This is a genomic window from Saccharomonospora piscinae (assembly GCF_005862235.1).
Classification (GTDB): Bacteria; Actinomycetota; Actinomycetes; order Mycobacteriales; family Pseudonocardiaceae; genus Saccharomonospora; species Saccharomonospora piscinae.
In genome coordinates this window covers 573,061-599,911 of sequence record NZ_VCEK01000001.1, presented here as the reverse complement: position 1 = coordinate 599,911, position 26,851 = coordinate 573,061, and the positions used below count along the sequence as shown (strand labels likewise).

The 26,851-nt window shown below is 72.5% G+C and carries 28 protein-coding genes and 1 tRNA gene; 14 read left to right on the top strand and 15 right to left on the bottom strand.

Annotation, left to right across the window (positions count from 1 at the left end):
• Positions 1-15: 15 nt before the first annotated feature.
• The 3 genes from FFT09_RS02870 to FFT09_RS02860 are packed head-to-tail and all read right to left on the bottom strand — an operon-like array spanning position 16 to position 1,617.
• The gene (locus FFT09_RS02870; protein ID WP_138381746.1) at positions 16-741 is read right to left on the bottom strand and encodes a metallophosphoesterase family protein; all 726 of its coding nucleotides are present in this window, start codon (positions 739-741) and stop codon (positions 16-18) included.
• Positions 738-1,040, bottom strand: coding sequence for a BON domain-containing protein (locus tag FFT09_RS02865; RefSeq protein WP_138381745.1), 303 nt, complete (start codon positions 1,038-1,040; stop codon positions 738-740). The genes FFT09_RS02870 and FFT09_RS02865 overlap by 4 nt, the downstream gene beginning before the upstream one ends.
• Complete coding sequence (locus tag FFT09_RS02860; protein WP_138381744.1) at positions 1,018-1,617, bottom strand: nucleotidyltransferase; 600 nt, start codon at positions 1,615-1,617, stop codon at positions 1,018-1,020. The genes FFT09_RS02865 and FFT09_RS02860 overlap by 23 nt, the downstream gene beginning before the upstream one ends.
• A 160-nt stretch (positions 1,618-1,777) precedes the next feature.
• Here FFT09_RS02860 and FFT09_RS02855 point away from each other — a divergent pair, with 160 nt between their 5' ends.
• Positions 1,778-3,169: an aldehyde dehydrogenase family protein gene (locus FFT09_RS02855; RefSeq protein ID WP_138381743.1), complete on the top strand. Its 1,392-nt coding sequence runs from the start codon at positions 1,778-1,780 to the stop codon at positions 3,167-3,169.
• A gap of 175 nt (positions 3,170-3,344) precedes the next feature.
• On the opposite strand, the gene FFT09_RS02850 is transcribed toward FFT09_RS02855, so the two are convergent.
• The gene (locus FFT09_RS02850; protein WP_081190616.1) at positions 3,345-3,794 is read right to left on the bottom strand and encodes a YbhB/YbcL family Raf kinase inhibitor-like protein; all 450 of its coding nucleotides are present in this window, start codon (positions 3,792-3,794) and stop codon (positions 3,345-3,347) included.
• Positions 3,795-3,855: 61 nt separating this feature from the next.
• Positions 3,856-4,857 (bottom strand): selenide, water dikinase SelD, encoded by a 1,002-nt coding sequence (gene selD, locus FFT09_RS02845; protein ID WP_138381742.1) that lies wholly within the window; start codon positions 4,855-4,857, stop codon positions 3,856-3,858.
• A gap of 94 nt (positions 4,858-4,951) precedes the next feature.
• Here selD and FFT09_RS02840 point away from each other — a divergent pair.
• The 3 genes from FFT09_RS02840 (at position 4,952) to selB (ending at position 8,113) form a co-directional block, all read left to right on the top strand.
• Positions 4,952-5,043, top strand: a tRNA-Sec gene (locus FFT09_RS02840).
• A gap of 29 nt (positions 5,044-5,072) precedes the next feature.
• Positions 5,073-6,374 carry an L-seryl-tRNA(Sec) selenium transferase gene (selA, locus tag FFT09_RS02835; RefSeq protein ID WP_138381741.1) on the top strand — a complete coding sequence of 434 codons (1,302 nt, stop codon included), beginning with the start codon at positions 5,073-5,075 and terminating at the stop codon, positions 6,372-6,374.
• Positions 6,362-8,113: a selenocysteine-specific translation elongation factor gene (selB, locus tag FFT09_RS02830; RefSeq protein ID WP_138381740.1), complete on the top strand. Its 1,752-nt coding sequence runs from the start codon at positions 6,362-6,364 to the stop codon at positions 8,111-8,113. Before selA ends, selB begins: the two co-directional genes overlap by 13 nt.
• Here selB and FFT09_RS02825 read toward each other — a convergent pair.
• From FFT09_RS02825 to FFT09_RS02815, 3 genes are all read right to left on the bottom strand, one after another.
• Complete coding sequence (locus FFT09_RS02825) at positions 8,104-10,128, bottom strand: CocE/NonD family hydrolase (protein ID WP_138381739.1); 2,025 nt, start codon at positions 10,126-10,128, stop codon at positions 8,104-8,106. The two genes, selB and FFT09_RS02825, sit on opposite strands and share 10 nt — an antisense overlap.
• A 13-nt stretch (positions 10,129-10,141) precedes the next feature.
• Positions 10,142-11,416, bottom strand: coding sequence for an ATP-grasp domain-containing protein (locus tag FFT09_RS02820; RefSeq protein ID WP_081190612.1), 1,275 nt, complete (start codon positions 11,414-11,416; stop codon positions 10,142-10,144).
• A gap of 72 nt (positions 11,417-11,488) precedes the next feature.
• A complete protein-coding gene (locus tag FFT09_RS02815) occupies positions 11,489-12,127 on the bottom strand; it encodes an alpha-ketoglutarate-dependent dioxygenase AlkB (RefSeq protein ID WP_081190611.1) in 639 nt (212 codons plus the stop codon).
• Between the two features lie 111 nt (positions 12,128-12,238).
• Between FFT09_RS02815 and FFT09_RS02810 the strand changes: the two genes are divergently transcribed.
• From FFT09_RS02810 to FFT09_RS02800, 3 genes are all read left to right on the top strand, one after another.
• Entirely contained in the window at positions 12,239-12,625 is a 387-nt protein-coding gene (locus FFT09_RS02810) for a VOC family protein (RefSeq protein WP_024874152.1), read from the top strand.
• A gap of 76 nt (positions 12,626-12,701) precedes the next feature.
• Positions 12,702-13,061 carry a thioredoxin gene (trxA, locus tag FFT09_RS02805; RefSeq protein WP_138381738.1) on the top strand — a complete coding sequence of 120 codons (360 nt, stop codon included), beginning with the start codon at positions 12,702-12,704 and terminating at the stop codon, positions 13,059-13,061.
• Positions 13,062-13,132: 71 nt separating this feature from the next.
• A complete protein-coding gene (locus FFT09_RS02800) occupies positions 13,133-13,402 on the top strand; it encodes a PASTA domain-containing protein (protein WP_024874150.1) in 270 nt (89 codons plus the stop codon).
• Positions 13,403-13,436: 34 nt separating this feature from the next.
• Here the strand turns inward: FFT09_RS02800 and FFT09_RS02795 are convergent, their stop codons facing one another.
• Entirely contained in the window at positions 13,437-13,955 is a 519-nt protein-coding gene (locus tag FFT09_RS02795) for a flavodoxin family protein (RefSeq protein ID WP_081190609.1), read from the bottom strand.
• Positions 13,956-14,224: 269 nt separating this feature from the next.
• On the opposite strand from FFT09_RS02795, the gene fdh reads away from it, so the two are divergent.
• From fdh to FFT09_RS02765, 5 genes are all read left to right on the top strand, one after another.
• A complete protein-coding gene (gene fdh / locus FFT09_RS02785; RefSeq protein WP_167305323.1) occupies positions 14,225-17,482 on the top strand; it encodes a formate dehydrogenase in 3,258 nt (1,085 codons plus the stop codon).
• 2 nt (positions 17,483-17,484) lie between these two features.
• Positions 17,485-18,414, top strand: a complete 930-nt coding sequence (locus FFT09_RS02780) for a 4Fe-4S dicluster domain-containing protein (protein ID WP_081190607.1) — start codon at positions 17,485-17,487, stop codon at positions 18,412-18,414.
• Position 18,415: 1 nt separating this feature from the next.
• Complete coding sequence (nrfD, locus tag FFT09_RS02775; protein ID WP_138381736.1) at positions 18,416-19,471, top strand: NrfD/PsrC family molybdoenzyme membrane anchor subunit; 1,056 nt, start codon at positions 18,416-18,418, stop codon at positions 19,469-19,471.
• Positions 19,455-19,970: an NUDIX hydrolase gene (locus FFT09_RS02770; RefSeq protein ID WP_138381735.1), complete on the top strand. Its 516-nt coding sequence runs from the start codon at positions 19,455-19,457 to the stop codon at positions 19,968-19,970. The genes nrfD and FFT09_RS02770 overlap by 17 nt, the downstream gene beginning before the upstream one ends.
• Before the next feature lie 96 nt (positions 19,971-20,066).
• Positions 20,067-20,384, top strand: coding sequence for an LIM domain-containing protein (locus FFT09_RS02765; protein WP_081190604.1), 318 nt, complete (start codon positions 20,067-20,069; stop codon positions 20,382-20,384).
• A gap of 317 nt (positions 20,385-20,701) precedes the next feature.
• On the opposite strand, the gene FFT09_RS02755 is transcribed toward FFT09_RS02765, so the two are convergent.
• The gene (locus tag FFT09_RS02755) at positions 20,702-21,454 is read right to left on the bottom strand and encodes an alpha/beta fold hydrolase (protein WP_244231192.1); all 753 of its coding nucleotides are present in this window, start codon (positions 21,452-21,454) and stop codon (positions 20,702-20,704) included.
• Positions 21,455-21,510: 56 nt separating this feature from the next.
• Positions 21,511-22,065 carry a dihydrofolate reductase family protein gene (locus FFT09_RS02750; protein ID WP_024874140.1) on the bottom strand — a complete coding sequence of 185 codons (555 nt, stop codon included), beginning with the start codon at positions 22,063-22,065 and terminating at the stop codon, positions 21,511-21,513.
• A 103-nt stretch (positions 22,066-22,168) separates the two neighbouring features.
• Here FFT09_RS02750 and FFT09_RS02745 point away from each other — a divergent pair, with 103 nt between their 5' ends.
• Positions 22,169-22,786, top strand: a complete 618-nt coding sequence (locus FFT09_RS02745) for a TetR/AcrR family transcriptional regulator (protein ID WP_138381734.1) — start codon at positions 22,169-22,171, stop codon at positions 22,784-22,786.
• 9 nt (positions 22,787-22,795) lie between these two features.
• Here FFT09_RS02745 and FFT09_RS02740 read toward each other — a convergent pair whose 3' ends face one another.
• A complete protein-coding gene (locus FFT09_RS02740) occupies positions 22,796-23,893 on the bottom strand; it encodes an ABC transporter ATP-binding protein (protein WP_138381733.1) in 1,098 nt (365 codons plus the stop codon).
• 87 nt (positions 23,894-23,980) lie between these two features.
• Between FFT09_RS02740 and FFT09_RS02735 the strand changes: the two genes are divergently transcribed.
• Positions 23,981-25,228, top strand: coding sequence for an ROK family protein (locus FFT09_RS02735; RefSeq protein WP_425273035.1), 1,248 nt, complete (start codon positions 23,981-23,983; stop codon positions 25,226-25,228).
• Positions 25,229-25,235: 7 nt separating this feature from the next.
• Here FFT09_RS02735 and FFT09_RS02730 read toward each other — a convergent pair whose 3' ends face one another.
• From FFT09_RS02730 to FFT09_RS02720, 3 genes are all read right to left on the bottom strand, one after another.
• Positions 25,236-25,865, bottom strand: a complete 630-nt coding sequence (locus tag FFT09_RS02730) for an SRPBCC domain-containing protein (protein ID WP_081190599.1) — start codon at positions 25,863-25,865, stop codon at positions 25,236-25,238.
• Positions 25,866-25,893: 28 nt separating this feature from the next.
• Complete coding sequence (locus FFT09_RS02725) at positions 25,894-26,241, bottom strand: histidine triad nucleotide-binding protein (protein ID WP_024874135.1); 348 nt, start codon at positions 26,239-26,241, stop codon at positions 25,894-25,896.
• 105 nt (positions 26,242-26,346) lie between these two features.
• Positions 26,347-26,700, bottom strand: coding sequence for a histone-like nucleoid-structuring protein Lsr2 (locus FFT09_RS02720; RefSeq protein ID WP_024874134.1), 354 nt, complete (start codon positions 26,698-26,700; stop codon positions 26,347-26,349).
• Positions 26,701-26,851 lie beyond the last annotated feature (151 nt).

Here is a 26,851-nt window from a genome sequence, read left to right as displayed (position 1 = left end):
CGTCGCGGGGTTCGCTCACGGCGTGGCCTCGTCCAGGCAGTACAGCGCGAAGGCCGAGCGGATCACCGGCTGGGCGACGTTGCGCACCCGCACCCCGCCGGGCGTCACGCCGTGTTCGCAGCCCGAGTGGGCGTGGCCGTGGACGGCCAGCGCCGCCCGTGACTCGTCGATGGCCTCCCCGAGCTGGTAGGCACCGAGGAACGGGTAGATCTCCTGCGGTTCCCCGTGCAGGGTGTCCGGCACGGGGGAGTAGTGGGTGAGCGCGACGTGCACGTCGGCGTCGAGCGAGGCCAGCGCCGAGCGCAGGCTGCCCGCGATGTCGAGGGTGTGCCCGACGAACGCCTTCATCTCCGGCTCGCCGAACGCGCTGGCGCAGCGCCCCTCGAATCCGCCGCCGAAGCCCTTCACCCCGGCCACGCCCAGCCGGGTGCCGTCGACCGGCAGCACCACACCGTTGCCCTCCAGCACCTCGATGCCGCCCTCGCCGCCCAGGACGGCCGTCACCTCGGCCACGGCGTCGCTGTGGTGGTCGTGGTTGCCGAGCACCGCCACCACGGGAACACCGAGCCCGCCGAACTCCCGTGCCACGATGCGCGCCTCCTCGGGCGTGCCGTGCCGGGTCAAATCCCCGGCGAGCAGCAGCACGTCCGCGCGTTCGGGCAGGTGCTCCAGCGCGGGCCGCAACCTGCCCTGTGCGTCCCGGCCGAGATGGACGTCGCCGACCGCCGCGATGCGGATCATCGCAGCACCTCGGCCTCGCCCGGTTCCCCCGCCTCGACGACCCGGACGTCGTTGTGGACGCGCAGGCCGGGTTCGCGCTCGCCCAGCACCTCGGCCAGTTGCTGTTTGCAGGCCGCCGACGCCACCGTGCCGCTGAGGTAGGCGTGGGAACCCCGCACGTCGACCTGGATGCCGAGCTCGGCGGTGCGAGGGTCCTCCGCGAGCGCACGCCGCAACCGCGCCGCGCGGTACTCGGGCGGCTCGGCCCCGGCGGCGGAACCGGGACGGGCGGAACGGTCAGCGGGGTCGTGGCCGGGCACGGTGCTCTCCCTCCTCGGTGGGGCGCGCGAGATCGGCGATGCCGAGCGCGGCGAGCAGCGTCAGGAAGGCCAGCGCGTACGGCGAGCCCTCGGTGCGGTCGGCGACCTCCGGCCAGCGCACCTGCTCGCGCACCGCGCGCGCGATCGGCAGCAGTGGGGTGAAGTCGCAGCGGTGGTCCCCCAGGACCAGGAGCTTGTCGACGAGCAGGTCCGTCGCGGGCAGCACCGGAGCCGTCGTGGCGCCGACCCGCAGCATCTCGGCCCGGTCGAGTGATTCCGGCGTGACCTCGCGCCCGTTGGGACGAAAGATGAGGTCCACCAGGCAGTCACCGTCGTAGACCTTGGTCAGCCAGTCCTCGGGCGGGTCCACCGCCCGCATTCCCGCCTCGACGAGCGCCTTGCGCGCCACCGGGGCGTCGGCCTCGGTGACGAACACGTCCACGTCGTGTTCGAAGGCCGGGCCACCGTGCGCGTACACCGCGCAACCCCCGGCGAGCGCGAACCGCACTCCGTGGGCCCGCAGCGTGTTGGCCACCCGCATGGCGGTGCGGAGCAACTCGACCGGCTCGGCCTCCATGCAAACCGGTTACCCCCGCGCACCCCGGGTATGCCAGGCGTGGAAGTGAGAGCCGACCGCACCGACGACGGCCCGGACGCCGCCAGTGCGGAGTTCTCGCGGAGTTGCCCTGACCCCGCCCCCGCTCCCACCCGCGCCGTCCGCGAAGGGATGTCCGCCGATGACCGATCTCGCCGTCGAACTCGACCTGCCGTCCGCGAGTGCCGACGTCCCGCACCTGCGCATCGAGAGCCCCGCCGACTCCACGCTCGTCGGCCGGGTCGCGATGGCCACGCCCGAACAGGTGGCCTCGGCGGTCACGGGAGCACGAGCTGCCTTCGCGTCCTGGGCCGCCACGCCCGCCGAGGAACGAGCCTCGGCGTTGCGGGCGGCAGCCGACGCGCTCGCCGACCGCGCCGACGAACTGGCGAAGGTGAACGAGGTCGAGACCGGCCGCCCCGCCGCCGACGCGGTGGACGGGGTGCTGGCTGGCGTGGCCACCCTGCGCCAGTACGCCGAGCTCGGCCCGCTGCACCGGGGCCGCAGCCTCCAGGGCGCGCCCTCGGCCACCGACCTGATGGTGCCCGAGCCGCGGGGTGTCGTGGCGGTGCTGACACCCTGGAACGACCCTGTCGCCGTGGCTTGCGGTCTGGTGGGCGCCGCGCTCGTCACCGGGAACACGGTGGTCGCCAAGCCGAGTGAACGCTGCCCGCACACCGGGCTGCTGCTGGGTGCGGTGCTGCGCCCGCACCTGCCCGAAGGGGTGCTGAGCCACCTCGCGGGCGACGGCACCGTCGGGCAGCGGCTGGCCGAGAACCCCGGGGTGGACGTGATCGCGCACGTGGGCAGCACGGCCACCGGCAGGACACTGGCCGCCACGGCCGCCCGCACCGGCGCCAAGGTGCTGCTGGAGAACGGCGGCAACGATCCCTTGCTCGTCGACGCCGACGTGGACCCCGGGTGGGCGGCCGAACAGGCGGCCACGGGCGCGTTCGCCAACAGCGGCCAGATCTGCGTCGCCGTCGAGCGGATCTTCGTACACCGCGCCGTGGCGCGGCCGTTCCTCGACGCGCTCGTCGCGGCGGCCGAGCGCACCGGACTACTGCCGCTGGTGGACGTGCGCCACCGGATCGCCGTGCAGGAGCACGTCGACGACGCCCTCACCGCCGGGGCGCGGGCCGTCGCGGGCGGCGCCGTGCCGGGCGGGCCCGGTGCGCGCTATCCCGCCACCGTGCTCAGCGGATGCGAACCGAGGATGCGGATCATGCGGGAGGAGACGTTCGGCCCCGTGGCCCCGGTGTGTGTGGTCGACGACTTCGCGCACGGCCTGTCCCGCGCGTGCGACGGCGCGTTCGGCCTCGCCGCCACCGTGCTGACCCGCTCCATGGAACACGCCCAGCGCGCGTGGCGGACTCTCCCCGTCGGGACCGTGAAAATCAATTCGGTGTTCGGCGGGGCCCCCGGCGGCGCCGCGCACCCTCGCGGAGCCAGCGGGCACGGCTACGGCTACGGGCCGGAACTACTGGACGAGCTGACCGCCACCAAGGTCGTCCACATCGAGCCCGCGCCCTGAGAGCCCCTAACACATTGATCTGTTCGGCTCGCGACGCCCAGACGGCGCCTCGCCGCGTTGGAGGAGGAGCCCACGTACTTCCAGTACGCGGACGCCCCTCCGCCTTGCGATCCATCCGCCTGGCCGCCGCTCCCTGATCGAACGCCAATGTGTTAGGGGCTCTGAGGGGTACGGCTCAGCGCGCGAACGAACCGACCAGCGTGCCCTCGGCCAGGACGTGCCCGTCGGCCGCGGCATGCACGTCCTCGGCCGTCGCCCCCTCGCCGAGGCCGAGCGGCCGGTCCACGGCGGACACCCGGAAGACATAGCGGTGTGCCTCGTCGCCCACCGGCGGGTGCGGCCCGCCCCAGCCCAGGTCGCCGAAGCTGTTGCGCCCCAGAACCGCGCCGGACGGCACGGCGTCGTCGACGCGCGTGACCTCGGGCGGGATCGAGGTCACGACCCAGTGCGTGAACGTCCCGCCCGGCGCGTCCGGGTCCTCGCAGAGCAGGACCAGCTCCTCCGTGCCCTCGGGAGCGGGTGACCAGCGCAGCGGCGGCACCTCGTTGCCGCCCTGCCGGGCGTGGTGTGCCGGGATGGGCGCGCCGTCGTCGAACGCCGGACTGGACAGTTCCAACTCGACCATGTGGGCACCTCCCGTCAGGGCTTCCCGAGTGGCGTTCCCGGACCCCCACGGCGCAAACCGTTCACCGCACCACCACGGCGTGCTCGCCGCGCGGCACCAGTTCACCCACCACGGCGGCGCCGGGGATCTCTCCGGCCACCAGCAGCCCGCCCGAGGTCTGCGCGTCGGCGAGCAGCAACGCCGTGTCCTCGGCGATGCCGGTCAGCTCCGTGTGCGGGCGGACCCAGTCCAGGTTGCGGCGGGTTCCGCCGGAGACGTACCCGTCGCGCACGGCCGCACGCGCGGCGTCGAGCACGGGCACCGCCGCCGCGTCGAGCACCGCCGACACCCCGCTGGCCCTCGCCAGCTTGAACAGGTGCCCGAGCAGGCCGAAGCCGGTGACGTCGGTGGCGCAGCGGTGCCCCGCCGCGACGGCCGCCCGCGCGGCCGTGTCGTTGAGCGTCGTCATCACCTCGACGGCCTCGCCGAACGACTCGCCGGTGGCCTTGTGCCGCGTGTTCAGAACCCCGATTCCCAGCGGTTTCGTCAGCGACAGCGGCATGCCCGGGCGGCCCGTGTCGTTGCGCAGGAGCGTGGACGCCGAGGCCAGGCCCGTGACGGCCAGCCCGTACTTCGGTTCGGGATCGTCGACGCTGTGCCCACCTGCGAGATGGCACCCGGCGCGCGCGCACACCTCGGCGCCGCCCCGCAGCACCTCCGCGGCCAGCTCGAACGGCAGTGTCTCCCTCGGCCAGCACAGCAGGTTCAACGCCACCAGCGGCGTGCCCCCCATCGCGTACACGTCCGACAGCGCGTTGGTGGCGGCGATCCGGCCCCAGTCGTAGGCGTCGTCCACGACCGGGGTGAAGAAGTCGGTGGTGGCGACGACGGCCTGCTCGCCGTCCAGGCGCACGGCCGCGGCGTCGTCCCCGTCGTGCAGTCCCACCAGCAGCTCCCCCGGGGGCGAGGTGGGCACGGGCGCGCCGTCGCCGGTGAGGCCACGTACGACCTCCTCCAGCTCGCCCGGTGGGATCTTGCACGCACAGCCGCCACCGTGCGCGTACTGCGTGAGTCGGTGAGCCATGTCCCCATGCTGCCCCCGCCCGGCCGGGGCCGCAGGCGCCCGTTCGTGTGCTGCGTGCCGTGAATCTTGCTGGCAGGATGGCCGTATGTCCCAGGGAGGCGCTTCCGGCCTGGTGACCGGCACGGTCTTCAAAACCGTTGAACGGCGGACACCGTCGTTGGCGGGTTCGATTCCCGTTCGCCTCCGCCGATCCGCCCTCGCCCGGGGTGGTGGCCGTGGGTGACGCGCGCAGGCGCATCCCGCGGACCGACCTGCTGCTGGCCGACCCCCGGCTGGCCAAGGCGGCCGACGACCTCGGGCGGGGCGTGGTGAAGGCCGTCGTCGCCGCCGCGCAGGAGCGTGCCCGTTCCGGTGAGCTGGCCCCGGAGGCGGTGGCGGACGAGGCAGTGGCCTCGCTGCCGTCCTCGGCGTCGTCGTTGCGCGAGGTCGTCAACGCGACCGGAATCGTGGTGCATACCAATCTGGGGCGCGCGCCGCTCTCGGCCGCCGCCGTGCGCGCGGTGGCCGAGGCCGGTGGCAGCACCGACGTCGAGTTCGACCTCACCGACGGCAGGCGCGCCCGGCGGGGCAGGGGCACGCTCGCGGCGCTCGCCGAGGCGCTGCCGGAGGCGGGCGGGCCCGACGGCGTCCACGTGGTCAACAACAACGCCGCCGCGCTGCTGCTCTGCGCGCTGACACTGGCGCCGGGCAAGGAGATTGTGATCAGCCGGGGCGAGCTGGTCGAGATCGGCGACTCGTTCCGCATCCCCGACTTGGTCACCTCGGCGGGCGCGCGGCTGCGCGAGGTCGGGACCACGAACCGTACCCACCTGGCCGACTACGCCGACGCGATCGGGCCCGACACCGGCTTCGTGTTGAAGGTTCACCCGTCGAACTACGTCGTCAGCGGGTTCACGTCCACCGTGCCGATCGCGGACCTCGCGCGGCTCGGCGTCGCCGTGGTGGCCGACATCGGCTCCGGGCTGTTGCGCCCGCATCCCGCGCTGCCCGGCGAGCCCGACGCCGCGAGTGCGCTCGCCGCCGGTGCCGACCTCGTCACCGCCAGCGGGGACAAGCTGCTCGGTGGCCCGCAGGCGGGCCTGCTGTTCGGCGAGCACGGCCTGCTTCACCGGCTGCGGCGGCATCCGGCGGCGCGGGCGTTGCGCGTCGACAAGCTCACGCTCGCCGCGCTGGAGGCGACCGTGCGCGGACCGGCGCCGCCGGTGCGGGCGTTTCTGGACGCCGATCCCGGCACGGTGCGGTCCCGCGCCGAGCGAGTCGCCGAGACGCTGAGCCGGCGCGGCGTCGACGCCGTGGCCGTCCCGTCGGTCGCCGCCGTGGGGGGTGGCGGGGCGCCGGAGGTGGAGCTGCCCAGCGCGGCCGTGAGCCTGCCTGAGGAGTACGCGGTCCTGCTGCGGCACGGGCGTCCCGCCGTGGTCGGCCGCGTCGAGCGGGGCCGGTGCCTGCTCGACCTGCGCACGGTGGTGGCCGCCTCGGACGACCGGCTGGTGGAGGCCGTGGCGCGATGCACGTCCTAGCCACCGCGGGTCACGTCGACCACGGCAAGTCCACGCTCGTGCGGGCGCTGACCGGGATGGAACCCGACCGGCTCGCGGAGGAACGCCGCCGGGGACTCACCGTCGAGCTCGGGTTCGTGTGGACGCAAGTGCGGGAGCGGACGTTCGCGTTCGTCGACGTTCCGGGACACCGGCGGTTCGTGCCGACGATGCTCGCCGGTACCGGGCCGGTCGCGGCCGTGCTGTTCGTGGTGGCGGCCGACGAGGGCTGGCAGGCCCAGTCCACCGAGCATCTCGCCGCACTCGACGCGCTCGGCGTCCGGCACGGCCTGCTGGTGGTCACCAAGGCCGACCGCGCCGACCCCGGGCCCGTGCTCGCGGACGCGGGGGAGCGGCTGGCACTCACGAGCCTCGGCCGGGTGTCCGCCGTCGCGGTCAGCGTGCGCTCGGGGCGGGGACTCGCCGCGCTGCGGGCCGAACTCGCCGCGCTGGGCGACCGGCTGCCCGTGCCCGACACCGGCGCCGACGTCCGGTTGTGGATCGACAGGGCGTTCAGCGTCCGGGGCGCGGGCACCGTGGTCACCGGGACACTCGGCGCGGGAACCCTGCGGGTGGGCGACGAACTCGTGCTCGGCCGTTCGGGCCGCCGGTGCGTGGTGAGGGGACTGGAATCGCTCGGCCGCCCGAGCGCGGCCGTCGCCGCCGTGGCCAGGGTCGCGGTGAACCTGCGCGGCCTCGATCGCCACGATCTCAGCCGCGGCGACACCCTGCTGACACCGGGCCGGTGGCGCCATATCGACGAGCTGGACGTGCGGCTGCGGGGCGCGAAGGCCGGGGAACTGCACCGGGAGCTGGTGCTGCATCTCGGCGCCGCCGCCGTCGCCTGCCGAGTCCGTCCACTCGCGACTGACGTGGTGCGGTTGTCGCTGTCGCGCGCGCTACCGGTGCGCGCCGGTGATCGTGGCCTGGTGCGGGACCCCGGTGAGCACCGCGTGCCCGCGGGCGTCGACGTGCTCGACCCGAGCCCGCCCGCGCTGCGGCGCCGGGGCGCGGCCAGGGCCAGGGCGGTGGAACTCGCCGGTGATCCCGCCGCCGCGTTCGTGCGCCGCCACGGCGCGGTGGCGCTCGACGAGCTGCGCGCGCTCGGCTGGCAGTCGCACGCAAGTGAGCGGGTGGGCCGCTGGGCGGTGGCCGACGGGCTGCTCGACGAGGCCGCGACGCGGGCGCGGGAGGCGGTGGCACGTGCGCACGCCCGCGACCCGCTGTCACCCGGCCTGGCGCTGGAGGAGCTGCGGCGCGAACTCGACCTTCCCGGCGAGCTGGTCACCGTCGCCGTCGGCCGCACGGACCTGGTGGTGGGCGATGGCCTCGTGCGCCCGGCGGGCGCCGCCCCGTCGCTGCCCGCCCCCGTCGAGCGCGCCGTCCGGGAGGTGGAACGGCGACTGGCCCGCGAGCCGTTCGCCGCTCCCGACGCGCACGACCTCGCCGGGCTCGGCCTCGGACCCCGGCAGCTCGCCGCCGCCGAGCGCGCCGGGCGGCTGCTGCGACTCGCCGACGGCGTCGTCGCGCGCCCCGACGCCGTCGAGGCGGCGACCGCGATCCTGTCCCGGCTGCCGGAACCGTTCACCGTGAGCGAGGCACGCCGCGCGCTCGGCACCACCCGCCGCGTCGCCGTCCCTCTTCTGGAACTACTCGACGCGCAGGGCCACACGCGGCGCGACACCGACGGCAGGCGCACGGTGCGCGGCGCTCACACGTGATCGCGGGGGATCGCGGTACGCCAGTTGCGGGACAGCACCCGGACCTCCCCCTCGTAGGCGTCCAGCCTGGCGTGGACGACGAACTCGGTCGGGGTACACGAGAGGGTGGTGTGGGTGGTGGTGCGGACGTCCCAGTCTCCTCGGGTGAACCGCATGGTCCAGTCCACCGTGCCGCGCGCGGACTCGAAGTCGTCGGCCACCCACTCGTAGCGCTCGTCGGCGCGGCGGCGCACGTCGAGGCCGGTGTCGTCGAAGCGGACGACACCGAGATCCTTCACGACGTCGAGCGCCGAGCGGTAGTCGACCAGGTCGCGGGAGACCGTCCAGCCCCCGTCACCCGGTTCCAGCCGCTGCACCGGAACCGGCGGTGTTCCCTCCGGCTCGTCGAACGGCTCGGGCCCGGTCTCACCGTCCCGCGCGGGCCGCAGCGGCAGCGTCACCGAACTGCTGCCCGCGAACACGGTCAGCCGCACCGGCTCCGGCGGTGGCCAGGCCAGGGGCCAGTACGACGTCGACACCGCGATCCGGATGCGGTGCCCGGCGGGAAACGCCTGCGCCACACCGTTGAGCGGCACCGAAACCCGGTAGCGTCGTCCCGGCTCCAGCGGCTCGGGGCGGTCGTGCCCGTCGCGGTGCGTGAGGTTGAGCAGGCCGTAGCTCACGCGCGTGGCCCTGCCCTCGGGAGCGACGTCCGACAGGCGCACGGTCACCATGGCGTTCGGCCGGTCGGCGCTCAGTTCCAGGTTCACCACCGGGGAGCCCAGCACCTCGTGGCGGTCGGTGAGCACGTCGGTGTCGAACACCAGCGAACCGCCGTCCTCCTCCCGCTGGTCGTAGGGCAGGTCCGGGGGAGCGTTGTAGGAGCACCACTTGCCCGCGAACTGGCCGACCGACAGCGGCGACTCGATCGTCAGCTCCTCCTCGGGGACGTCGCCGTCGGAGCGGGTGACGAGCCGGTTGCGCAGCATCGTCAGTTCGGTCGGTGCCACGTGCGGTGACGGCCACGCGGGCTCGCCGATCCACCGCCCGGGCCGCTGCTCGTACGCCGTGGCCGGTTTCGCGCTCTCCTGCATCCAGATCCGCAGCATCGGTTCGGCCATCACGCCGTTGTCCACACCGGCCAGCCAGTGCTCCCACCAGCGCACCAGCTGCTGCAGGAACCCGATCGCGGGACCCGGCCTGCCCAGATGCGGATACTTGTGCGACCACGGCCCGATCAGCCCCTGCCTCGGCGCGCTCAGGTGCCGCAGCAGACGGAACACCGAGTTGGAGTAGCCGTCGGCCCAGCCGCTGACGGCGAGCACCGCGCACTCCACGGCCGAATAGTCCTCGCATACCGAGCCGTGCCGCCAGTACTCGTCGCGCCGCTGGTGCCGCAGCCACTCGATCAGCCACGGCTCGCAGCCTTCGAGCCGGTCCCGCCACAGCGCCCGCCAGCGGTGTCCCACCACGGCCGGGTCCGGCGGGCACGAGTTGTAGGCGAACATCGTCGACGCCCACGACAGGTTGTCCGACAGCAGGCAGCCACCCATGTAGTGCACGTCGTCGGCGTAGCGGTCGTCGGTGGAGCTGAGCGTCGCGATGGCCCGCAGGCTCGGCGGGCGCCGCGCCGCGAGCTGCAGGGCGTTGAAGCCGCCCCACGAGATACCCATCATGCCCGTGTTGCCGTCACACCACGGCTGCGCGGCCAGCCACGCCAGCACCTCCTCACCGTCCCGCAGCTCCTGCTCGGTGTACTCGTCGGTGAGGACGCCGTCGCTGTCGCCGCTCCCGCGCAGGTCCACACGCACGCCGGCGAAGCCGTGGCCCGCGAGGTACGGGTGGTGGATCGAGTCGCGCTGCGCGGTCAGATCGCCGAGCCGGTACGGCAGGAACTCGAGCACGGCCGGTACCGGCTCGACGTCGGACGAGTCCGGCCGCCACACCCGCGCGGACAGGCGCGTGCCGTCCGACAGCGGGACCCAGAGATGGTCGTCCCGGCGGACCTTGTGGGGCAGCGAGGTGACGGTACGCACGAATGCCTCCGCTTCAGACGTCGTCGATCTCGAACCGAAGCGAGGCGACGCAGCGTTCGTACTTGCCGATGAGCTCCGCCTCGCCGTCGGCGGCCACGTGAATGTCGGCCAGTTCGTAGCTGTAGCTGTCCCTGGCGTACTGCTCGGACAGCCGCGTGCCCGGCTCGGTCGTCAGCTCGACGGTCACACCGCCGAGGTCGCGCTCAACGGCGGCGATCTCGTCGGCGGAGGGCACCCTGCGCACCACACCGTCGTGGAAGCGGCGCAGGAACCACTTGGCCGCCACGGCGTAGCCGCCCTCGCGGTGCGGCATCTCCGGATCGTGCCCGAGCGCCAGGCTCACCATGCAGTGCAGGTTCGACACGCCGTCGACCTGCTCGAACAGCCGGGCGTGCGACTGGGACAGCCGGGGATTGACCTCCAGCACCCACACCCGGCCCGAGTCGGTGTCGACGAAGAACTCGACATCGAACGTGGTGGAACGCAACCCCACCCGCACCACGATCGCCTTCGCGATGTCCGACACCCGGTGGATCAGCTCCGCCGGGAGCGTGGACGGGTAGTGGTAGCGCAGGAAACTCGACTCGCCCGGATACCGGACCGAGTCCACGACCCCGTACACGTGCGGCTCGTGGTGGTGCCGGTAGCCCTCCACGGTGACCTGGGCGCCGTCGACGGCCTCCTCGGCCAGGCACGCCCGCGCACCGGCCTTCGCGACCTCCGGCGGCAGGTTCACCCGTTCGAGCACCGCGTCGAACGGGCCGCCCACCGTGCCGATGCCCTCCCGCACCTCGGCGACCGCGCGGGTCAGCTGCCGCTCGTCGGCCACCCGGTAGGCGAACTTCGACGACGCCGACTTCACCGGCTTCACCCACACGGGAAAGTCGAGCCCGTCGGGCAGTCGCGGTTCGCGGGCACGCAGGTCGAGAAGCCCGAACCGAGGGCAGGCGTCGGTGACCCGGAGCTGTTCCAGCCTGCTCCAGTACTTGTGCTCGCACTTCACGACCGATTCGAGGCTGGTGCTGGGCAGGCCGTAGTCCTCGCACAACACCGGCACCAGGGAGGTCACCGGGAAGTCCCAGTAGCCGGTGATCGCGTCGACCGGCCCGTCGAAGCCGGCCAGCCGCTCCTGCGCGTGCGCCAGGCAGCGCCGGAAGTCGCTGTGGCCGATGCGCACCTCCGCCACGTCGAGCAGGGCGTGGAACCGCAGCCGCGCCGCACCGGGCAGGCGGTGCAGCACCGCGGCGTTGCCCTCGTCCAACCCGAGCACGAAGACGTTCGCGACCACGACCCACCTCCTGCGGGAGCGGCACGTCCCCGCACAGGTTGTCCCGCCACACGCCGGGCAAACCGGGCGTGCTCAGCGCACCCCGCGCGGCCGGAACTGGATGCTGATCCGGGGCCCGACCGGCTTGGTGGTCTTCGGGATCGCGTGCTCCCAGGTGCGCTGGCAGGAGCCGCCCATCACGATGAGGTCGCCGTGCCCGAGCTGGTGGCGTACCGACGCGCCGCCGCCGAACCGCGGCCGCAGCAGCAGGGCCCGCGGAGCTCCGACCGACAGGATCGCGACCATCGTGTCCTCCCGCCTGCCCCGGCCGATGCGGTCGCCGTGCCAGGCGACACTGTCGCGGCCGTCGCGGTAGTAACACAGCCCCGCCGTGCGGAAGGGTTCCCCCAGCTCGGACTCGTAGCGGGCCGTCAACGCCGACCGCGCCGCGGTCAGGACCGGCTCCGGCAGCGTGTCGTGCTCGTCGTAGAAGCAGAGCAGCCGGGGCACGCTCACCGTCTGGTCGTACATCACGCGGCGCTCGGCCCGCCAGGGCACGTCCTGGGCCAGCCGTTCGAACAGCGCGTCGGCGCCCGACAGCCAGCCGGGCAGGACGTCGATCCATGCGCCGTGGCTCAGCGCCGTCCGGCGCACGCCGTCGAGCGGTCGCAGCGACGGCTGGTCACCGGGACCGAGCGCGTCGAACAGCGAACCCTGGAGTGCGAGGTCCATAGCCGAAGCCTACCTCTGATCGAACGTGTGTTCTACCCGGCTGATGGAGGGGGCTGCCCTCGGGTTAACCTGCTCGTCGCGAAATCCACGACACCTCCGGGAGAGCCCGACATGAGCAGCAAGTTCACCGAACTCGCGATCGACTGCGCCGACCCGCACGGCCTCGCCCGCTTCTGGTGTGCGGTCCTCGACTACGAGGTGCAGGACGACGAGGGCGGAGTCGTCACGATCGGTTCCCCGCTCGTGCCCGAGGGCAGGAGCCGGCCGGGCCCGGTGCCGCCGACGTTGACGTTCGCGCCGGTACCCGAGGGCAAGACCGGCAAGAACAGGCTCCACATCGATCTCAATCCCACGGACAGGGAACAGGACGACGAACTCGCCCGGCTGCTCGATCTCGGTGCTCACCGCGTCGACGTCGGCCAGGGCGATGAGAGCTGGGTGGTGCTCGCCGATCCGGAGGGCAACGAGTTCTGCCTCCTCGCAGGCCGCCACCCCTGATCGACGCGGGAATGGTGGGCTCCTTCCGCGTGTTGACGAGGAAGAACACCCCCGAGACCAGGGAGCGAGGCCCCCAGTGGCGACAGTCGAACTGACCAGCGACAACTTCAACGAGATCGTCGGCGGCGACGGAACGGTGTTCGTCGACTTCTGGGCGTCGTGGTGTGGCCCGTGCCGGACCTTCGCCCCCGTGTTCGAGCAGGCGTCCGAGCGCAACCCGGACATCACCTTCGGCAAGGTGGACACCGAGGCGCAGGTGGAACTGGCCCAGGCGTTCGGCATCTCGTCGATCCCCACGCTGCTGGCTGTGCGCGACGGCGTCGTGCTCTACGCCGAGCCCGGCGCGCTGCCCGCGCCCGCGCTCGACGACCTGATCGAGAAGGTGCGGCAGGTCGACATGGCCGAAGTACGCGTCGAGATCGAACGCGCCAGCTGAGTGCCGTGACAGCCGAAGTGCTCACGATCGCGTACTGCCGTTCGCGTTCGTGAGCACTTACAATGAGTGCCATGCACGGACCTCGACCGGTGACCGAGGTACCCGACGTCGTGGGCCTCGGCGCCGACGACGCCGTTGACATCGTGCGGCGCGCCGGGCTCATCCCGGTGCCGCCGGACGGCACCGAACTGCCCATGTCCGGCATCGTCACCGCCCAGCGTCCGGTGGGCACGGCGGGCGCCGTCGAGGGAGCCGAGGTCGTGCTCTGGGTGCATCCCGGCAAGGAGGCGTCGGTGGGTGCGCCCAGCCGGGGGCCGCTGGAGACCGCCTCGCCCGAGTGAACCCGACGGCGGCGATGGCGGCGTTGGTTTGTCCTCAGTGTGCCGCCAGCCGCCCGGCCAGGCGGGCTCCCCAGTCGTGGGCGCGGGCGAGCTCGCCGTCGAGGAGCGGCCCCAGCGCGTCGTCGACGTAGAAGCTGAGCGGTGGGGCCGCGAGCTGCCCACCCGCGGCGCTCAGCCGGCGACCAAGCGCCTTCGCCGCGGAACCCGGTAGCCGGGGACGCCAGATCTTGGTGTCGAACGCCGCCACGTCGGTCCCCTTCGGCAGGCGCAGTGCCGCGACCCACTCCCTGACCCCGCGCTCGCGCGACAACAGATGCGCACCGGCGCGCTGCGCGCGCTGTTCGGCGTCGCGGCGCGTCGCGGGCCTGCTCATCCCGAACGCATGGGTCGGCGCTCCCACGACGAGCAGGTCGACGCCGTCAGCGATCTCCTCGGCGGCCTCGCCCACCTCAACCAGCTCGACCCTGGCGTGCTCGCCGAGCCCGTCGCCCACCGCCTCGGCGACGGCTCGCGTGTTGCCGAAACAGGACTCGTACACGACCAGTGCTCGCATGGCGCCAGCCTCACCCGCCGCGCCCTGCGTGGGCAGGGCCGAACGACCCGTGTCCGCAGCCTGCGTAGCCGTGTCCTCAAGTTGCGTAGCCGTGTCCGCAGTCTGCGTAGTCGAGTCCGCATCGTGCGGTGCGAACACGGCGACGTGGGCTGCGGACACGGTGGCGTTCCCCGTGCGTCATCGCCGACGGCATGGTTTGATCGAGAGAAGCACCCGCCCGGGTGATCGAGATCGGACCCGGAACCCGGCCGAGAGGCGAGGGGAACGCGATGGGACCTCGACGGTGGATCGAGAGCTGGCCGGTCCTGCGCCAGTTCACGGACGGCGACCGCACGGGACGCGGCGCGGCGGCCAAGAGCCGGGTCAGTGAGTCCCTCACGCCCCGCACCAGCGGCGCCGACAAGGTCGTGAAGTCCATCTGCCCGTACTGCGCGGTGGGTTGCGCGCAGAACGTCTACGTCAAGGACGGCGAGGTCACCCACATCGAGGGCGATCCCGACTCGCCCGTCAGCCGGGGGCGGCTGTGCCCGAAGGGCTCGGCCAGCCTGCAACTCACCACCGGCCCTGCCCGCGAGGACCGGGTGCTCTACCGCAGGCCCTACGGCACCGAGTGGGAGTCGCTGGATCTCGACACGGCGATGGACATGATCGCCGACCGGGTGCTCGACGCCAGGGAGCACGGTTGGCAGTCCGAAGTGGATGGACTGGTGACGAACCGGACACTCGGCTTCGCCCACCTCGGGGGCGCCACCCTCGACAACGAGGAGAACTACCTCCTCAAGAAGCTCTACACGGCACTGGGCGCGGTGCAGATCGAGAACCAGGCGAGGATTTGACACTCCTCCACGGTTCCCAGTTTGGGGACCTCCTTCGGTCGCGGTGGCGCGACGACGTTCCAGCAGGACCTGGCCAACGCCGACTGCATCGTCATCCAGGGCTCGAACATGGCCGAGTGCCATCCCGTCGGGTTCCAGTGGGTGATGGAGGCCAAAGCGCGGGGTGCCACGCTGATCCACGTCGATCCCCGGTTCACCCGCACCAGCGCACTGTCCGACGTTCACGTGCCGCTGCGCGCGGGCAGTGACATCGCCTTCCTGGGCGGCATCGTCCGCTACGTGCTGGACAACGAGCGCGACTTCCGTGAGTACGTGCTCACCTACACCAACGCGGCATCGATCGTCGGTGAGGAGTTCGCCGACACCGAGGACCTCGACGGGCTGTTCTCCGGGTTCGATGCGGAGCACCGGCAGTACGACGTCTCCACCTGGCAGTACCAGGGCAGCGTCGTGCAGGCGGCGTCGGGCCAGCGCGATCAGCACTGGGACGAGCGCGTCCACGACGACACGGCCGAGATCCGCGACGCGGCCAGGGGCGAGTCCCACGGCTCGGGTGGCGCCGAGATCGGCGCCGAACCGGAGACCGATCCGACCCTGACCCACCCACGCTGCGTCTACCAGATCCTCAAACGGCACTTCGCGCGCTACACGCCGGAGGTCGTCGAGCAGATCTGCGGCGTGCCCCGGGACACGTTCCTGCGGGTGTGCGAGCTGCTGACGAGCAACTCGGGTCGTGACCGCACCAGCGCCTTCGCCTACGCGGTGGGCTGGACCCAGCACACTGTTGGCGTGCAGTACATCCGCACGGCGGCGATCCTGCAACTGCTGCTGGGTAACATCGGGCGTCCCGGCGGTGGCATCCTCGCCCTGCGCGGCCACGCCTCCATCCAGGGCTCCACCGACATCCCGACGCTGTTCAACCTGCTGCCCGGCTACATCCCGATGCCGCACGCGCACAGCAACGTCAGCCTCGACACCTTCGTGGCGGCGGAGGCGGCGCACAAGGGCTACTGGGGCAACATGCGCTCGTACGTGGTGAGCCTGCTGAAGTCGTGGTGGGGCGAGGCCGCCACCGCGGACAACGACTTCTGCTTCGACTACCTCCCGCGGCTGACGGGCGACCACAACACCTACGAGACCGTGCTCGAACAGATGGCCGGCACGTGCAAGGGCTACGTCCTGGTGGGCGAGAACCCCGCCGTCGGTTCGGCTGACGCGAAGGCCCAGCGTATGGGCATGGCCAACCTCGACTGGCTGGTCGTACGGGACTTCTCGCTGATCGAGAGCGCGACGTGGTGGCAGGACGGCCCCGAGATCGAAAGCGGTGAGCTGCGCACCACCGACATCGGCACCGAGGTGTTCTTCCTGCCCGCCGCGGCGCACACGGAGAAGGACGGCAGCTTCACCAACACGCAGCGGTTGTTGCAGTGGCATCACCAGGCTGTCGAGCCCTCGGGGGACCGGCGCAGCGACCTGTGGTTCACCTACCACCTCGGCCGCATCGTCCGCGAGAAACTGGCGGGTTCGCAGCGCGAACGCGACCGCCCGGTGCTGGATCTGACCTGGCACTATCCCACTCACGGCCCACTCGCCGAGCCTGACGCGGAGGCCGTGCTCGCCGAGATCAGCGGCCACGACGCCGACGGCACCCCGCTGTCCACCTACGAGCAGTTGCGGGCGGACGGCTCGACCGCGTGCGGCTGCTGGATCTACTGCGGTGTCCACGCCGACGGCGTCAACCAGGCCGCGCGCCGCAAACCGTCCTCCGAACAGGACTGGGTGGCCGGTGAGTGGGCGTGGGCGTGGCCGCTCAACCGGCGCATCCTGTACAACCGGGCCTCGGCCGACGCCGACGGCAGGCCGTGGAGCGAACGCAAGGCGTACGTGTGGTGGGACGCCGAACGGCGGCGCTGGGTCGGTCACGACGTGCCCGACTTCCAGGCGACCAAACCGCCGGACTTCGTGGCGGAGCCGGGCACGCTCGGACCGCAGGCACTGGCCGGCACCGACGCGTTCATCATGCAGGCCGACGGCAAGGCATGGCTGTACGCGCCGGCCGGGCTCACGGACGGACCGCTGCCCGCGCACTACGAACCGCAGGAGTCGCCGTTCGACAACCTGCTCTACTCGCAGCAGCGCAACCCGGTGCGGGAGGTCCTGCGGCACCGGTACAGCCGTTACCAGCCCAGCGGTACGCAGCCGGGTTCGGAGGTGTTCCCCTACGTGACCACGACCTACCGGCTCACCGAACACCACACCGCCGGGGGAATGTCGCGATGGCAGCCGTATCTGTCCGAGCTGCAACCGGAGATGTTCTGCGAGGTCTCGCCGCAGCTCGCGGCGGAACGCGGCCTCGAACACCGGGGCTGGGCCACGATCGTGTCGGCGCGCGGCGCCATCGAGGCCAGGGTGCTCGTCACCGACCGGATGAGCCCACTGCGCGTGCGGGACCGGACGCTGCACCAGATCGGCCTGCCGTACCACTGGGGCCCCAACGGGCTGTCCACCGGCGACGCGGCCAACGAACTGGCGGGTATGGCGCTGGATCCGAACGTCCACATCCAGGAGGTGAAGGCGCTGGCGTGCGACATCCGGCCGGGACGGCGGCCTCGCGGCCCTGACCGGCTGCGGCTGGTGCTGGAGTACCGGCAGCGGGCGGGTATCACCGACGACACGGGCACCGAGGTCTGAACATGAGCACCACGAACGATCCCGCGGCGCGGACCGGGTACGTGGACCCGCCGCCACGGATGGGGTTCTTCACCGACACGACGGTGTGCATCGGCTGCAAGGCCTGCGAGGTGGCGTGCAAGGAGTGGAACGCCATTCCCAGCGACGGCGCCGAGCTGACCGGCATGTCCTACGACAACACCGTGGGGCTCGGGGCCGACACCTGGCGGCACGTCGCCTTCATCGAGCAGCGCAAACCCCTGGGCGCGCAGGAGACCAATCTGCACGCCGGAACGGACGTCCTGGCGCTGGCCGAACAGGGCTCGGCCACGCCGCCGCCCGAGGCGGGCATGACCCCGACCACGGCGGGGGAGCCGGGCGAGTTCCGCTGGCTCATGTCGTCGGACGTGTGCAAGCACTGCACCCACGCCGCGTGCCTCGACGTGTGCCCCACCGGATCGCTGTTCCGTACCGAGTTCGGCACCGTGGTGGTTCAGGAGGACATCTGCAACGGATGCGGCTACTGCATTCCCGCGTGCCCCTACGGCGTCATCGATCAGCGCAAGGACGACGGCAGAGCGTGGAAGTGCACCCTGTGTTACGACCGGCTGGGCACCGGACTCGAACCGGCGTGCGCGAAGGCGTGTCCCACCGAATCCATCCAGTTCGGACCACTGGACGAGCTGCGCGAACGGGCCGCACGCCGGGTGGAGACCCTGCACGACGCGGGTATCACCGACGCCCGGCTCTACGGCGCCGACCCGGCCGACGGCGTCGGCGGGGACGGCGCGTTCTTCCTGCTGCTGGACGAACCCGAGGTGTACGGATTGCCGCCCGACCCGGTGGTCACCACCCGTGACCTGCCCCGGATGTGGCGGCATGTCGGCTCGGCGGCGATGACGCTGCTCGCGGGAGCCGCCGCCGCGTTCCTCGGCGCGCGAGGGAGGCGGTGACGTGAACAGCGAGCGCAACGACGGGGACCGGGGCAGCGTGGCGCCACGGCCGGGGCGTGAGGCCATCACCGGCGCCGTGGGCCGGGGCGGGCGCCGCCGAGGCCGGCGCCGTGGTGAGCAGCCGGTGGTGCCGGACGCCGAGTTCACGTCCTACTACGGAAAACCGGTGCTCAACGGGCCGGTGTGGAAAGTTCCCGATGTTCCGGGCTATCTCTTCCTCGGTGGGCTCGCGGGCGGATCGTCGCTGCTCGCGGCGGGCTACCACGCCACGGGCCACCACCGCGCGGCCACGGCGGCGAAAGTCGGCGCGCTGGGTTCCATCGGCGGGTCCGTCGTGGCGCTCGTCCACGACCTGGGCAGGCCCTCGCGGTTCGTGAACATGCTCCGGGTGGTCAAGCCCACCTCGCCCATGAGCATGGGATCGTGGCTGCTGGCCGTGTACGGGCCGCTGAGCGGGCTCTCCGCCGCCTCGGCGGTGACGGGATTGGTGCCGCGTGTCGGCGTGGCGGCCACGGCGGGAGCCGCGCTCACCGGGCCCGCCGTCGCGTCGTACACGGCCGCGCTGGTCGCCGACACCGCCGTGCCCGCCTGGCACGACGCCCACCGCGAACTGCCGTACGTGTTCGTCGGGTCCGGCGCCGTCGCGGCGGGCGGGCTGAGCCTGATCACGGCCACCCACCGGTCCGAGACCGGGCCCGCGCGGCACTTCGCCCTGTTCGGGACGGCGCTGGAGGTGGCGGCCACGCGGCTCGCGGAACACCGGCTCGGCATGGTCGCCGAACCGTACCGCCAGGGGCGTTCGGGGCGGCTGGTGCGCGTGGGGGAGGCGCTCGCGGTCGCCGGGACCGCCTCGGCGTTCCTCGCGCGGCGCGGCAGGCTCGGCCGGGTGCTGGCCGGCGCTGCCCTGCTCACCGGATCGGCGCTGACCAAGTGGGGCGTGTTCGAGGCGGGCAGGGTGTCGGCCGCCGATCCGAAGTACACGGTCGTGCCGCAACGGCAGCGACTGCGGCGGCGGGAGCAAGCGGCGCGGCAGGCGGGCGATGGCGCCCCGGCGTAGTGCGGGAATCCTGTTGTACCGCTTGGCGGGAGAGGAACCCGAGGTGCTGCTCGGGCACATGGGTGGACCGTTCTGGGCGCGCCGTGACGCGGGGGCGTGGACCATCCCGAAGGGGGAGTACGGCGCCGGTGAGAAGCCCGAGGCGGCGGCGCGGCGCGAGTTCGAGGAGGAGCTCGGCGTCGCGCCACCGGAGGGGGATCTCGTGCCGCTGGGCGACGTGCGCCAGTCCGGGGGCAAGGTCGTGACCGCGTTCGCCCTGTGCGGGGATCTGGACCCTGCCGCGGTGGTGCCGGGCACGTTCACCCTGGAGTGGCCCCGGGGGTCGGGAGTCACCCGTGAGTTTCCCGAGCTGGACCGCGTCGCGTGGTTCGACCTGTCCCGGGCGAGCGAGGCGCTCGTGGTGGCGCAACGACGTTTTCTCGACCGGTTGAGCGCTGGGGGTGCTGACGCACAGTGTCGGAGGAATGTCCATCGTGGCCTCCACCGTGACCGTCCGTGATAGTGGTGCGGATGGGGGACTCTGGATCGATCGGGTGGCCTGAACCGGCGCAGCCCCCACCGTTTGCGGCCCCCTGACAGGGGTACGCCTGCCTGCATGAGCATCGCGCCGCAGGCTCCCGGATTGGGAATGGGTTCGGTCCACGTCGTGGGTGACCCGAGCCACCGGATCGTGCTCGCGGACGGCCTGGCCGTGGAGATCCTCGCGTCGTATCCGGTACGCCCGGATGCCGATCTCTACAGCCTGGCCGTGGCGATCGAGTTCCGGTGCGGGCACTGTCGCCACGAGTCGGAGGCGACACTGGTCGCCGTTCGTGATCATGCGCTGCTCTGCCCCGGGTGTTACGCGGATCTGGACCTCGTGCGCGGGCCGCCGGTCATGGAGATCGCGCCGGTGCAGCGTAGCGCCGCCTGACTCCCGGCGGCGGGTCCTTCGACCCTGCCGCCGAGCGCGGGGCGGCGGGCATGCTGGCAGACGTTCCCCCGCCGCGCCGCGGGGTGGAGCGGAACGACAGGGTCCGGTGTCCGCGGCAGGGAACCGGTCCGCCACGGGGAGTGGGCGGGCCGGTCCCGCTACCGTTGGCGTACTCCAGCACGGCGGGGCGCCGACCTGCTGGAGTGGCTGCGGCCCACCCAGGTGGTGCCGGTACACCACGACGACTACGGCATCTTCACCGGTCCAGCTGCTGCGCCGGGGCGGGAGCCTGCCGCTGCGGGCGCCGACTGAGCCGGTCACGACACCGCGAACGGGGTCGGTCGCGGATCGCCGCTCCAGCGGGCCAGCCGTGGCCCCAGCGCCGCGTACACGTCGGGGTCCAGGCCCATGCCGGTGTGGGAGCTGTGTACCTCGACGCACTCCGCGCACGGGTCCTGGCACAGCCACCAGGGCACGACGGCGTCCTGGCGCGAGAACACCGAGAGGGCGGCCACCTGGCGCGGCAGGGCGGCCCGGAGCAGTGCCGAGTTGACGCGGTAGCAGTCGCCGCCGAAGCAGTCGGCATCGAGCAGCCCCGGCATTCCCCGGGCGGACAGCCGTACCAGTGCCTGCGCGACGTCCAGTCCCTTGGCATGGACACCGAGCGGGTCGAGCACGGGCGCCGCCAGCATCACCAGTGCCCGGACGAGGTCCGGCCTGCGGACAGCGGCCAACCTGCCCAGCCAGCCGCCCCGGCTCTGGCCCACCACGATCACCCGTCGGCCGGTGGCGCGGGCGAGGTCCTCCAGTGTGCGCTCGATGCGGTCGAGCAGCTGAGTGGTACAGCCGAGGTTGAGGCCGGTTCGCGTGCCGCACGGGCGGTAGCCGCGCGCGGCCAGCCAGGACCGCAGCGGCCGCAGGCTCCAGTCACCGAAGCCGAAACCGGGCACGAGCAGCACGCCCTGCCCCGCACCGTCTCCGGCCTGGCCCGACCGCCACACGGGGTGGCGCACCAGCCGCGGAATCATCGTCGCGGTGGAGACCAGCACCCGTTCCCGAGGTGACCACACTCCGGTCCATACCCGTCCCCGGTGGAGTTAAGCCGGGCTCGCCCGGACGGGGCGCCTCAGCGGGTGCCGCGCGGAAGCCGGTAGCGCAGCGTGGTGATCTCGCCGGCCGAACTCAACCCGATCCGCTGGAGCCGCACCCGTCCCCGGTCGCTCTCGAACAGCCGCACCCCGGCGCCGAGCAAGGTCGGCAGTACGTGGACCAGCAGTTCGTCGACGAGCCCGTGTTCGACACACTGCCTGCCCGTGTCGGCACCGAGCACCAGCAGGTCACGACCGTCGGCGGCCGTGAGCGCCGTGGCCACGGCCGCGGTGATGTCGCCGGAGAGGAACGTGATCGACGGATCCGGTTCGTCCTCGGGTGGGTGGTGGGTCAGCACGAACTGCGGTCCCTGCCAGGCGCCGCCGAACGGCTGCCTCGCCTCGGGCACCTGCCCGGGACGGCGGCCGACGTCGTAGCCGCGGCGGCCACCGAGGATGGCGCCGGTGCTGTCGATCACCTCCTGGACCTCGGGAATCGGGTCGGTGAACTCGAAGACCCAATCCATCGCGTCGTCGACTCCGGCGACGAAGCCGTCGAACGACATCGAGGTGTGCCAGCGCACGATTCCCATCGTGATCCTCCGCGTCTCGGGGCATGTCACCGGAGTCAACCACGCGGGTCCGACACCCGCGCCGGGGTAGAGTGAACACTCACTCACCACGGGAGGAGCGCAGGTGGCGACACGGGACGACATCGTCGCGGCGGCGGGACACATCATGAGCGAGCGCGGCTACGCGCACGCGACCACCAAGGAGATCGCCAGGGAGGCCGGGTACTCCGAGGCCACGCTCTACAAGCATTTCGCCGACAAGACCGAGATATTCCTGGCCGTCCTCTCCGAACGATCGCCCGGGCTGGTGCCGACGCTGGCGGGGCTCCACGAGCACGGGCCGAGTCGCGACGTGCGGGACAACCTGGCCGACGTCGCGGCGGCCGCGCTCGGCTTCTACGCCGAGAACTTCCCCGTCGCGATGTCGCTGTTCTCCGCCACCGAACTCCTGGCAGCCCACCGGGCGCGGCTGGCCGAAATCGGCGGCCCCGGGCCCCGGTTCCCGCTGGAGGAACTCGCGCGCTACGTCGCCGCGGAGCAGCGGCGCGGCCGAATCCGCGGCGACGTCGCGGCCGACTCGGTGGCCGCACTCCTGCTCGGGGCCTGTTTCCAGCAGGCTTTCCTCACGGTGTTCGAGGGCGGGACGCGCGACGCCTCGCAGCGCCGGCACGACGGACAACGCCTGGCGGACACCGTGCTGGCCGGCCTCACGCCCGGGACGATGTCACCCGGCCGGGCGTGAGGCCGACGATCAGGCCGAGAGGCGAAGGCCCGTCTCGGGGTTGAAGGTGTGCGCGGCGTCGGCGTGGCGCAGGGCCACCCGCATCGTCTCGCCGAAGGACGGCGTGCGGTCGGCCTCGGTGCGGACGATGAACCGCTCGTGCTTACCGCCGACGTCGACCTGGCCGTAGACGTAGGCGTCGGAGCCGAGTACCTCGACCAGCTCCACCTTCATCTCCAGCGCGGGCTCGCCCTCCGAGGCATGGCGCAGCCCCTCGGGCCGGATGCCGACGGTCACCTCGCGCAGGTTCGCCGCCTCACCGGAGAGCAGGTCGCGGGCCACGGGCACGGTCAGCCCGTCAAGCTTGGCTCCCTCGTCGCTCAACGGCACGGTGGTGAGGTTCATGGCGGGGGAGCCGATGAATCCGGCCACGAACACGTTGGCCGGGGAGGCGTACAGCGTCTTCGGGGTGTCGCACTGCTGCAGCACGCCGTTCTTCAGCACAGCCACGCGGTGACCCATCGTCATGGCCTCCACCTGGTCGTGGGTCACGTAGACGGTGGTCGTGCCGAGCCTGCTCTGGAGCGCCGTGATGTTGGCGCGGGTCTCGACGCGCAGCTTCGCGTCCAGGTTGGACAGCGGCTCGTCCATGAGGAAGACGGCGGGTTCCCGCACGATCGCGCGCCCCATCGCGACCCGCTGGCGCTGGCCGCCCGACAGTGCCTTCGGCTTGCGGTCGAGGTAGTCGGTGAGGTCCAGCAGGCGCGCCGCCTCGGCGACCCGTTCCGCGATCTCCGCCTTGCTGATCCGCTTGATCTTCAGGGCGAAGCCCATGTTCTCCGCCACCGTCATGTGCGGGTACAGGGCGTAGGACTGGAACACCATCGCGATGTCCCGGTTCTTGGGGGACACTCCGGTGACGTCCTTGCCACCGATCGTGATGGCGCCTTCGTCGATGTCCTCCAGCCCGGCGAGCATGCGCAGCGCGGTCGACTTGCCGGAACCCGACGGACCGACCAGCACGAGGAACTCGCCGTCGGCGATGTCGAGGGAGAGCTTGTCCACGGCCCGGACCGGGGGATTCCCGGGAAAGAGGCGGGATGCTTCGGCGAACGAGACCTCGGCCATACTGCGGTGTTTCCTCTCCGACAGGCGAGCCCCCGGTGACTCGCGGTGCGCACTGTCTACCGGTCATCACTCGGTCGTGGCTAGAGTTTGATAGTCCAGTGGACTGACAAAAGGACGGTGAGCCCCGTGGACCGGCACAGCCCTGCCTCACCCCGGCAGCAGCACGACCACAACCTCGCGCTGGTGTCGCGGCTGGTCGCGGAGCACGGGCCGGCCTCGCGAGCCGGGCTTGCCTCGCACAGCGGTCTGACCAAGACCACCGTCGCCCAGCTGGCGGGCGAGCTGATCGACGCGGGCCTCGTGCGCGAGCTGGGCACCGCGCGGACGAGCGGGCCGGGCCGACCCGCGACGCACCTGGTGCTGAACTCCTCGGGCCCGGTCGGGATCGGCCTCCAGATCGAGGCCGATCATGTGGCCGGATGCCTGTTCGACCTCGGCGGCCGGGTGCGCGACAGGGCGTTGCGCCGGGCGGAGGACCTGCGAGGTGATCCGGCCGCCGCCGTGAAGGCCGCCGAGCCGGTGCTGCGGCGGTTGCTCGCCTCCGCCGCCGCGCGGGACACCGTGGTCGCGGGAGTGACGGCCGGGGTGCCCGGCACGGTGACAGGTGACGGCCGTGCGAGTTCGCGCGAACTGGGCTGGACCGGGGCGGAGCTGTCGCGGCTGCTCACGCGCCGGATCGCCGAACTCAGCGGCGGCACGATCCCGGTCGCCGTCCGGAGCGCGTTCCGGCTCGCGGCGCTGGCGCAGCGGTGGTTCGGTGAGTCGCCGCCGAGCGGTGCTCCCGTGGTCGTCGTGAGCGGCGAGCTCTCCCTCGGCGCGGCGGTGACGAGTGCGGGCGACGCCGAATCCGAGACCGATGGTCACTCGGGCGAACTGGGACACGTGCGGGTGCGAGCCCGGGGAGCGCGGTGCCGCTGTGGGCGGCGTGGCTGCCTGGACACCGTGGCGGGACCGCGCACACTGCTGGCCGGATTGGCGCCCGAGGCCAGGGCGGCGTCCCGGCTGGTCGGTGGCGACCGGCTGCGGCGCCTGCTGCCGACGCCCGGCTCCGGTGGCGGGGACGCCGTGGTGCGGCCTGCCGCGTCCGCCCTCGCCGACGCGCTCGCGGGGACGGTGCTGCTCGTGGGCCCCGCACCGGTCGTTGTGGGCGGCGCGCTCGCACTGCTGGGCCCCGCCTTCGCCGACCGGGTGGCCGCGGAACTGGAGCAACGGTGTCCCGGCGCGTGCCCGGCCGTGTCGGTCTCGCGGCTCGACGGGGACGCGGTCGCCCGTGCCGCCGCCGCGAGCGTCACCCGCAGGCTGGTCGAGGAACCGGCGCGCTGGCTCGCGAGCTGACGGGCTCTCAGGCCGGAGCGGGCCGGGTCAGATCGGGGGCGACCCGCCGCAGGCAACGTCCGGCGGCGGGCGCGAGCGCCTCGGCCGTGGCGAGCCCGGACACCTCCGTGGCCCGGACCCACGCGCTCACCGCGTGCTGGCCGAACGTCTGCACCGCGGTGGAGACGCGCCAGTTCCCGCAGTCGCTGCCCGCGTTTCCGGCGAGCCGGTGTTCCAGCACGGCGATCGCCACGTCCCACATCGGACCCTCGTACACCACGTCCTCCGGCGACAGCCCGGTGTGGACGAGTTCGAGCACGGTCGTGGCCTGGTCGTCGGCGGCGAGCCGGATCGTCACCGTGCCGAGCCGCGGGCCCCACGTCACGGCGAGCAGATGCGGCGGCACGCGGTCCAGCACGGTGCCGTCGGCGTCGGCCACCCGGACGGCCGCGCCCGCCTCCAGGGCTCCCGCCGTCGCGGCCGGCCAGCGATCGAGCCCGCTCGGTTCGGTGAGCGCGCTCCAGGCCGTGTCGAGCGCGCACCGAACGCGACGACGCACCACCAGGCCGCAGCTCGTGGTGGCGTCGGCGGCGGGGTCGGCTGTGGTGAGCCGAGCCTCGCGGTAGGTCGCGGTGAGCCGGTCGGCGATGTCGATCATCTCTGGTCCCCTCCCCATGCGTGAGCCGTCAGCCAGGAGGCCAGGTGAGGGTGCGCCCACCGAGGACGTGACAGTGGGCGTGGAAGACCGTCTGGTTGGCATCCGCACCGGTGTTGAACACGAGGCGGTAGCCCGTCGCATCGACGCCGTCGATCTTGGCGACCTCGCCCGCGACCGCCATGACCTCCCCCGCGAGGGCGGGATCGGCGGTCGCGATGGCGGCGGCGTCGGGGTAGTGCTCCTTGGGGATGACCAGAACGTGCGTCTCGGCCTGGGGATTGATGTCGCGGAACGCGAGCACGGTGTCGGTCTCGTGTACCACGGTGGCAGGCACGGAGCGCTGGACGATCCGGCAGAACAGGCAGTCTGTGCTCACACACTCACTGTAAGCGTCCTCACGGGTGCGCGCGAGAACGGCGGGAAGTGCGGCGTGTGTCGCGGCTCACGTGTCGCCGTGCCCGCCGTTGTGGCCCCGTTCGCGTCAGTGTGCCTTGCGATAGGCGTCGGTCACCTCGGACGGAATGCGCCCACGATCGGAGATCTCGTAGCCGTTCTTGCGGGCCCAGGTGCGCACCGCCTGGTTCTGCTCCCGCTCGGCCGACGACGACCGGGAGGGTGCCTGGCCGTTGGAGCGGCGACGGCCGCTCGTGCGTTTGCGGCCCCCCGACCGGCGGGCGTGCTCCACGTAGTGCGCGAGCGCGTCCCGCAGTTCCTCGGCGTTGTCCGCCGACAGATCGATCTCGTAGGTCACGCCGTCGAGACCGAACTGCACCGTCTCGTCGGCCTCCGACCCGTCAAGGTCGTCCACGAGGGAGACAAGAATCTGCTGCGCCACCGGTTCCTCCTGCTTCACGCCGGTTCGGGGAATGAATTGTTCTCCGCTGGGCGCGAAGTGTACCGGATGGCACCGGGGGGCCAGCACGCGCGGTTTGCCGCGTTCTGCGGGTGCGGGAAAAAGCCTGCTCGGATGCCCTGCGGATGCGACC

Excerpts from the sequence above, each read along its gene's own strand:
- FFT09_RS02870 (WP_138381746.1), bottom strand. The coding sequence starts at position 741 with ATGATCCGCATCGCGGCGGTCGGCGACGTCCATCTCGGCCGGGACGCA.
- FFT09_RS02860 (WP_138381744.1), bottom strand. The coding sequence starts at position 1,617 with ATGGAGGCCGAGCCGGTCGAGTTGCTCCGCACCGCCATGCGGGTGGCC.
- FFT09_RS02855 (WP_138381743.1), top strand. The coding sequence starts at position 1,778 with ATGACCGATCTCGCCGTCGAACTCGACCTGCCGTCCGCGAGTGCCGAC.
- FFT09_RS02850 (WP_081190616.1), bottom strand. The coding sequence starts at position 3,794 with ATGGTCGAGTTGGAACTGTCCAGTCCGGCGTTCGACGACGGCGCGCCC.
- selD (WP_138381742.1), bottom strand. The coding sequence starts at position 4,857 with ATGGCTCACCGACTCACGCAGTACGCGCACGGTGGCGGCTGTGCGTGC.
- selB (WP_138381740.1), top strand. The coding sequence starts at position 6,362 with ATGCACGTCCTAGCCACCGCGGGTCACGTCGACCACGGCAAGTCCACG.
- FFT09_RS02815 (WP_081190611.1), bottom strand. The coding sequence starts at position 12,127 with ATGGACCTCGCACTCCAGGGTTCGCTGTTCGACGCGCTCGGTCCCGGT.
- FFT09_RS02810 (WP_024874152.1), top strand. The coding sequence starts at position 12,239 with ATGAGCAGCAAGTTCACCGAACTCGCGATCGACTGCGCCGACCCGCAC.
- FFT09_RS02800 (WP_024874150.1), top strand. The coding sequence starts at position 13,133 with ATGCACGGACCTCGACCGGTGACCGAGGTACCCGACGTCGTGGGCCTC.
- FFT09_RS02795 (WP_081190609.1), bottom strand. The coding sequence starts at position 13,955 with ATGCGAGCACTGGTCGTGTACGAGTCCTGTTTCGGCAACACGCGAGCC.
- FFT09_RS02780 (WP_081190607.1), top strand. The coding sequence starts at position 17,485 with ATGAGCACCACGAACGATCCCGCGGCGCGGACCGGGTACGTGGACCCG.
- FFT09_RS02770 (WP_138381735.1), top strand. The coding sequence starts at position 19,455 with ATGGCGCCCCGGCGTAGTGCGGGAATCCTGTTGTACCGCTTGGCGGGA.
- FFT09_RS02765 (WP_081190604.1), top strand. The coding sequence starts at position 20,067 with ATGAGCATCGCGCCGCAGGCTCCCGGATTGGGAATGGGTTCGGTCCAC.
- FFT09_RS02750 (WP_024874140.1), bottom strand. The coding sequence starts at position 22,065 with ATGGGAATCGTGCGCTGGCACACCTCGATGTCGTTCGACGGCTTCGTC.
- FFT09_RS02740 (WP_138381733.1), bottom strand. The coding sequence starts at position 23,893 with ATGGCCGAGGTCTCGTTCGCCGAAGCATCCCGCCTCTTTCCCGGGAAT.
- FFT09_RS02730 (WP_081190599.1), bottom strand. The coding sequence starts at position 25,865 with ATGATCGACATCGCCGACCGGCTCACCGCGACCTACCGCGAGGCTCGG.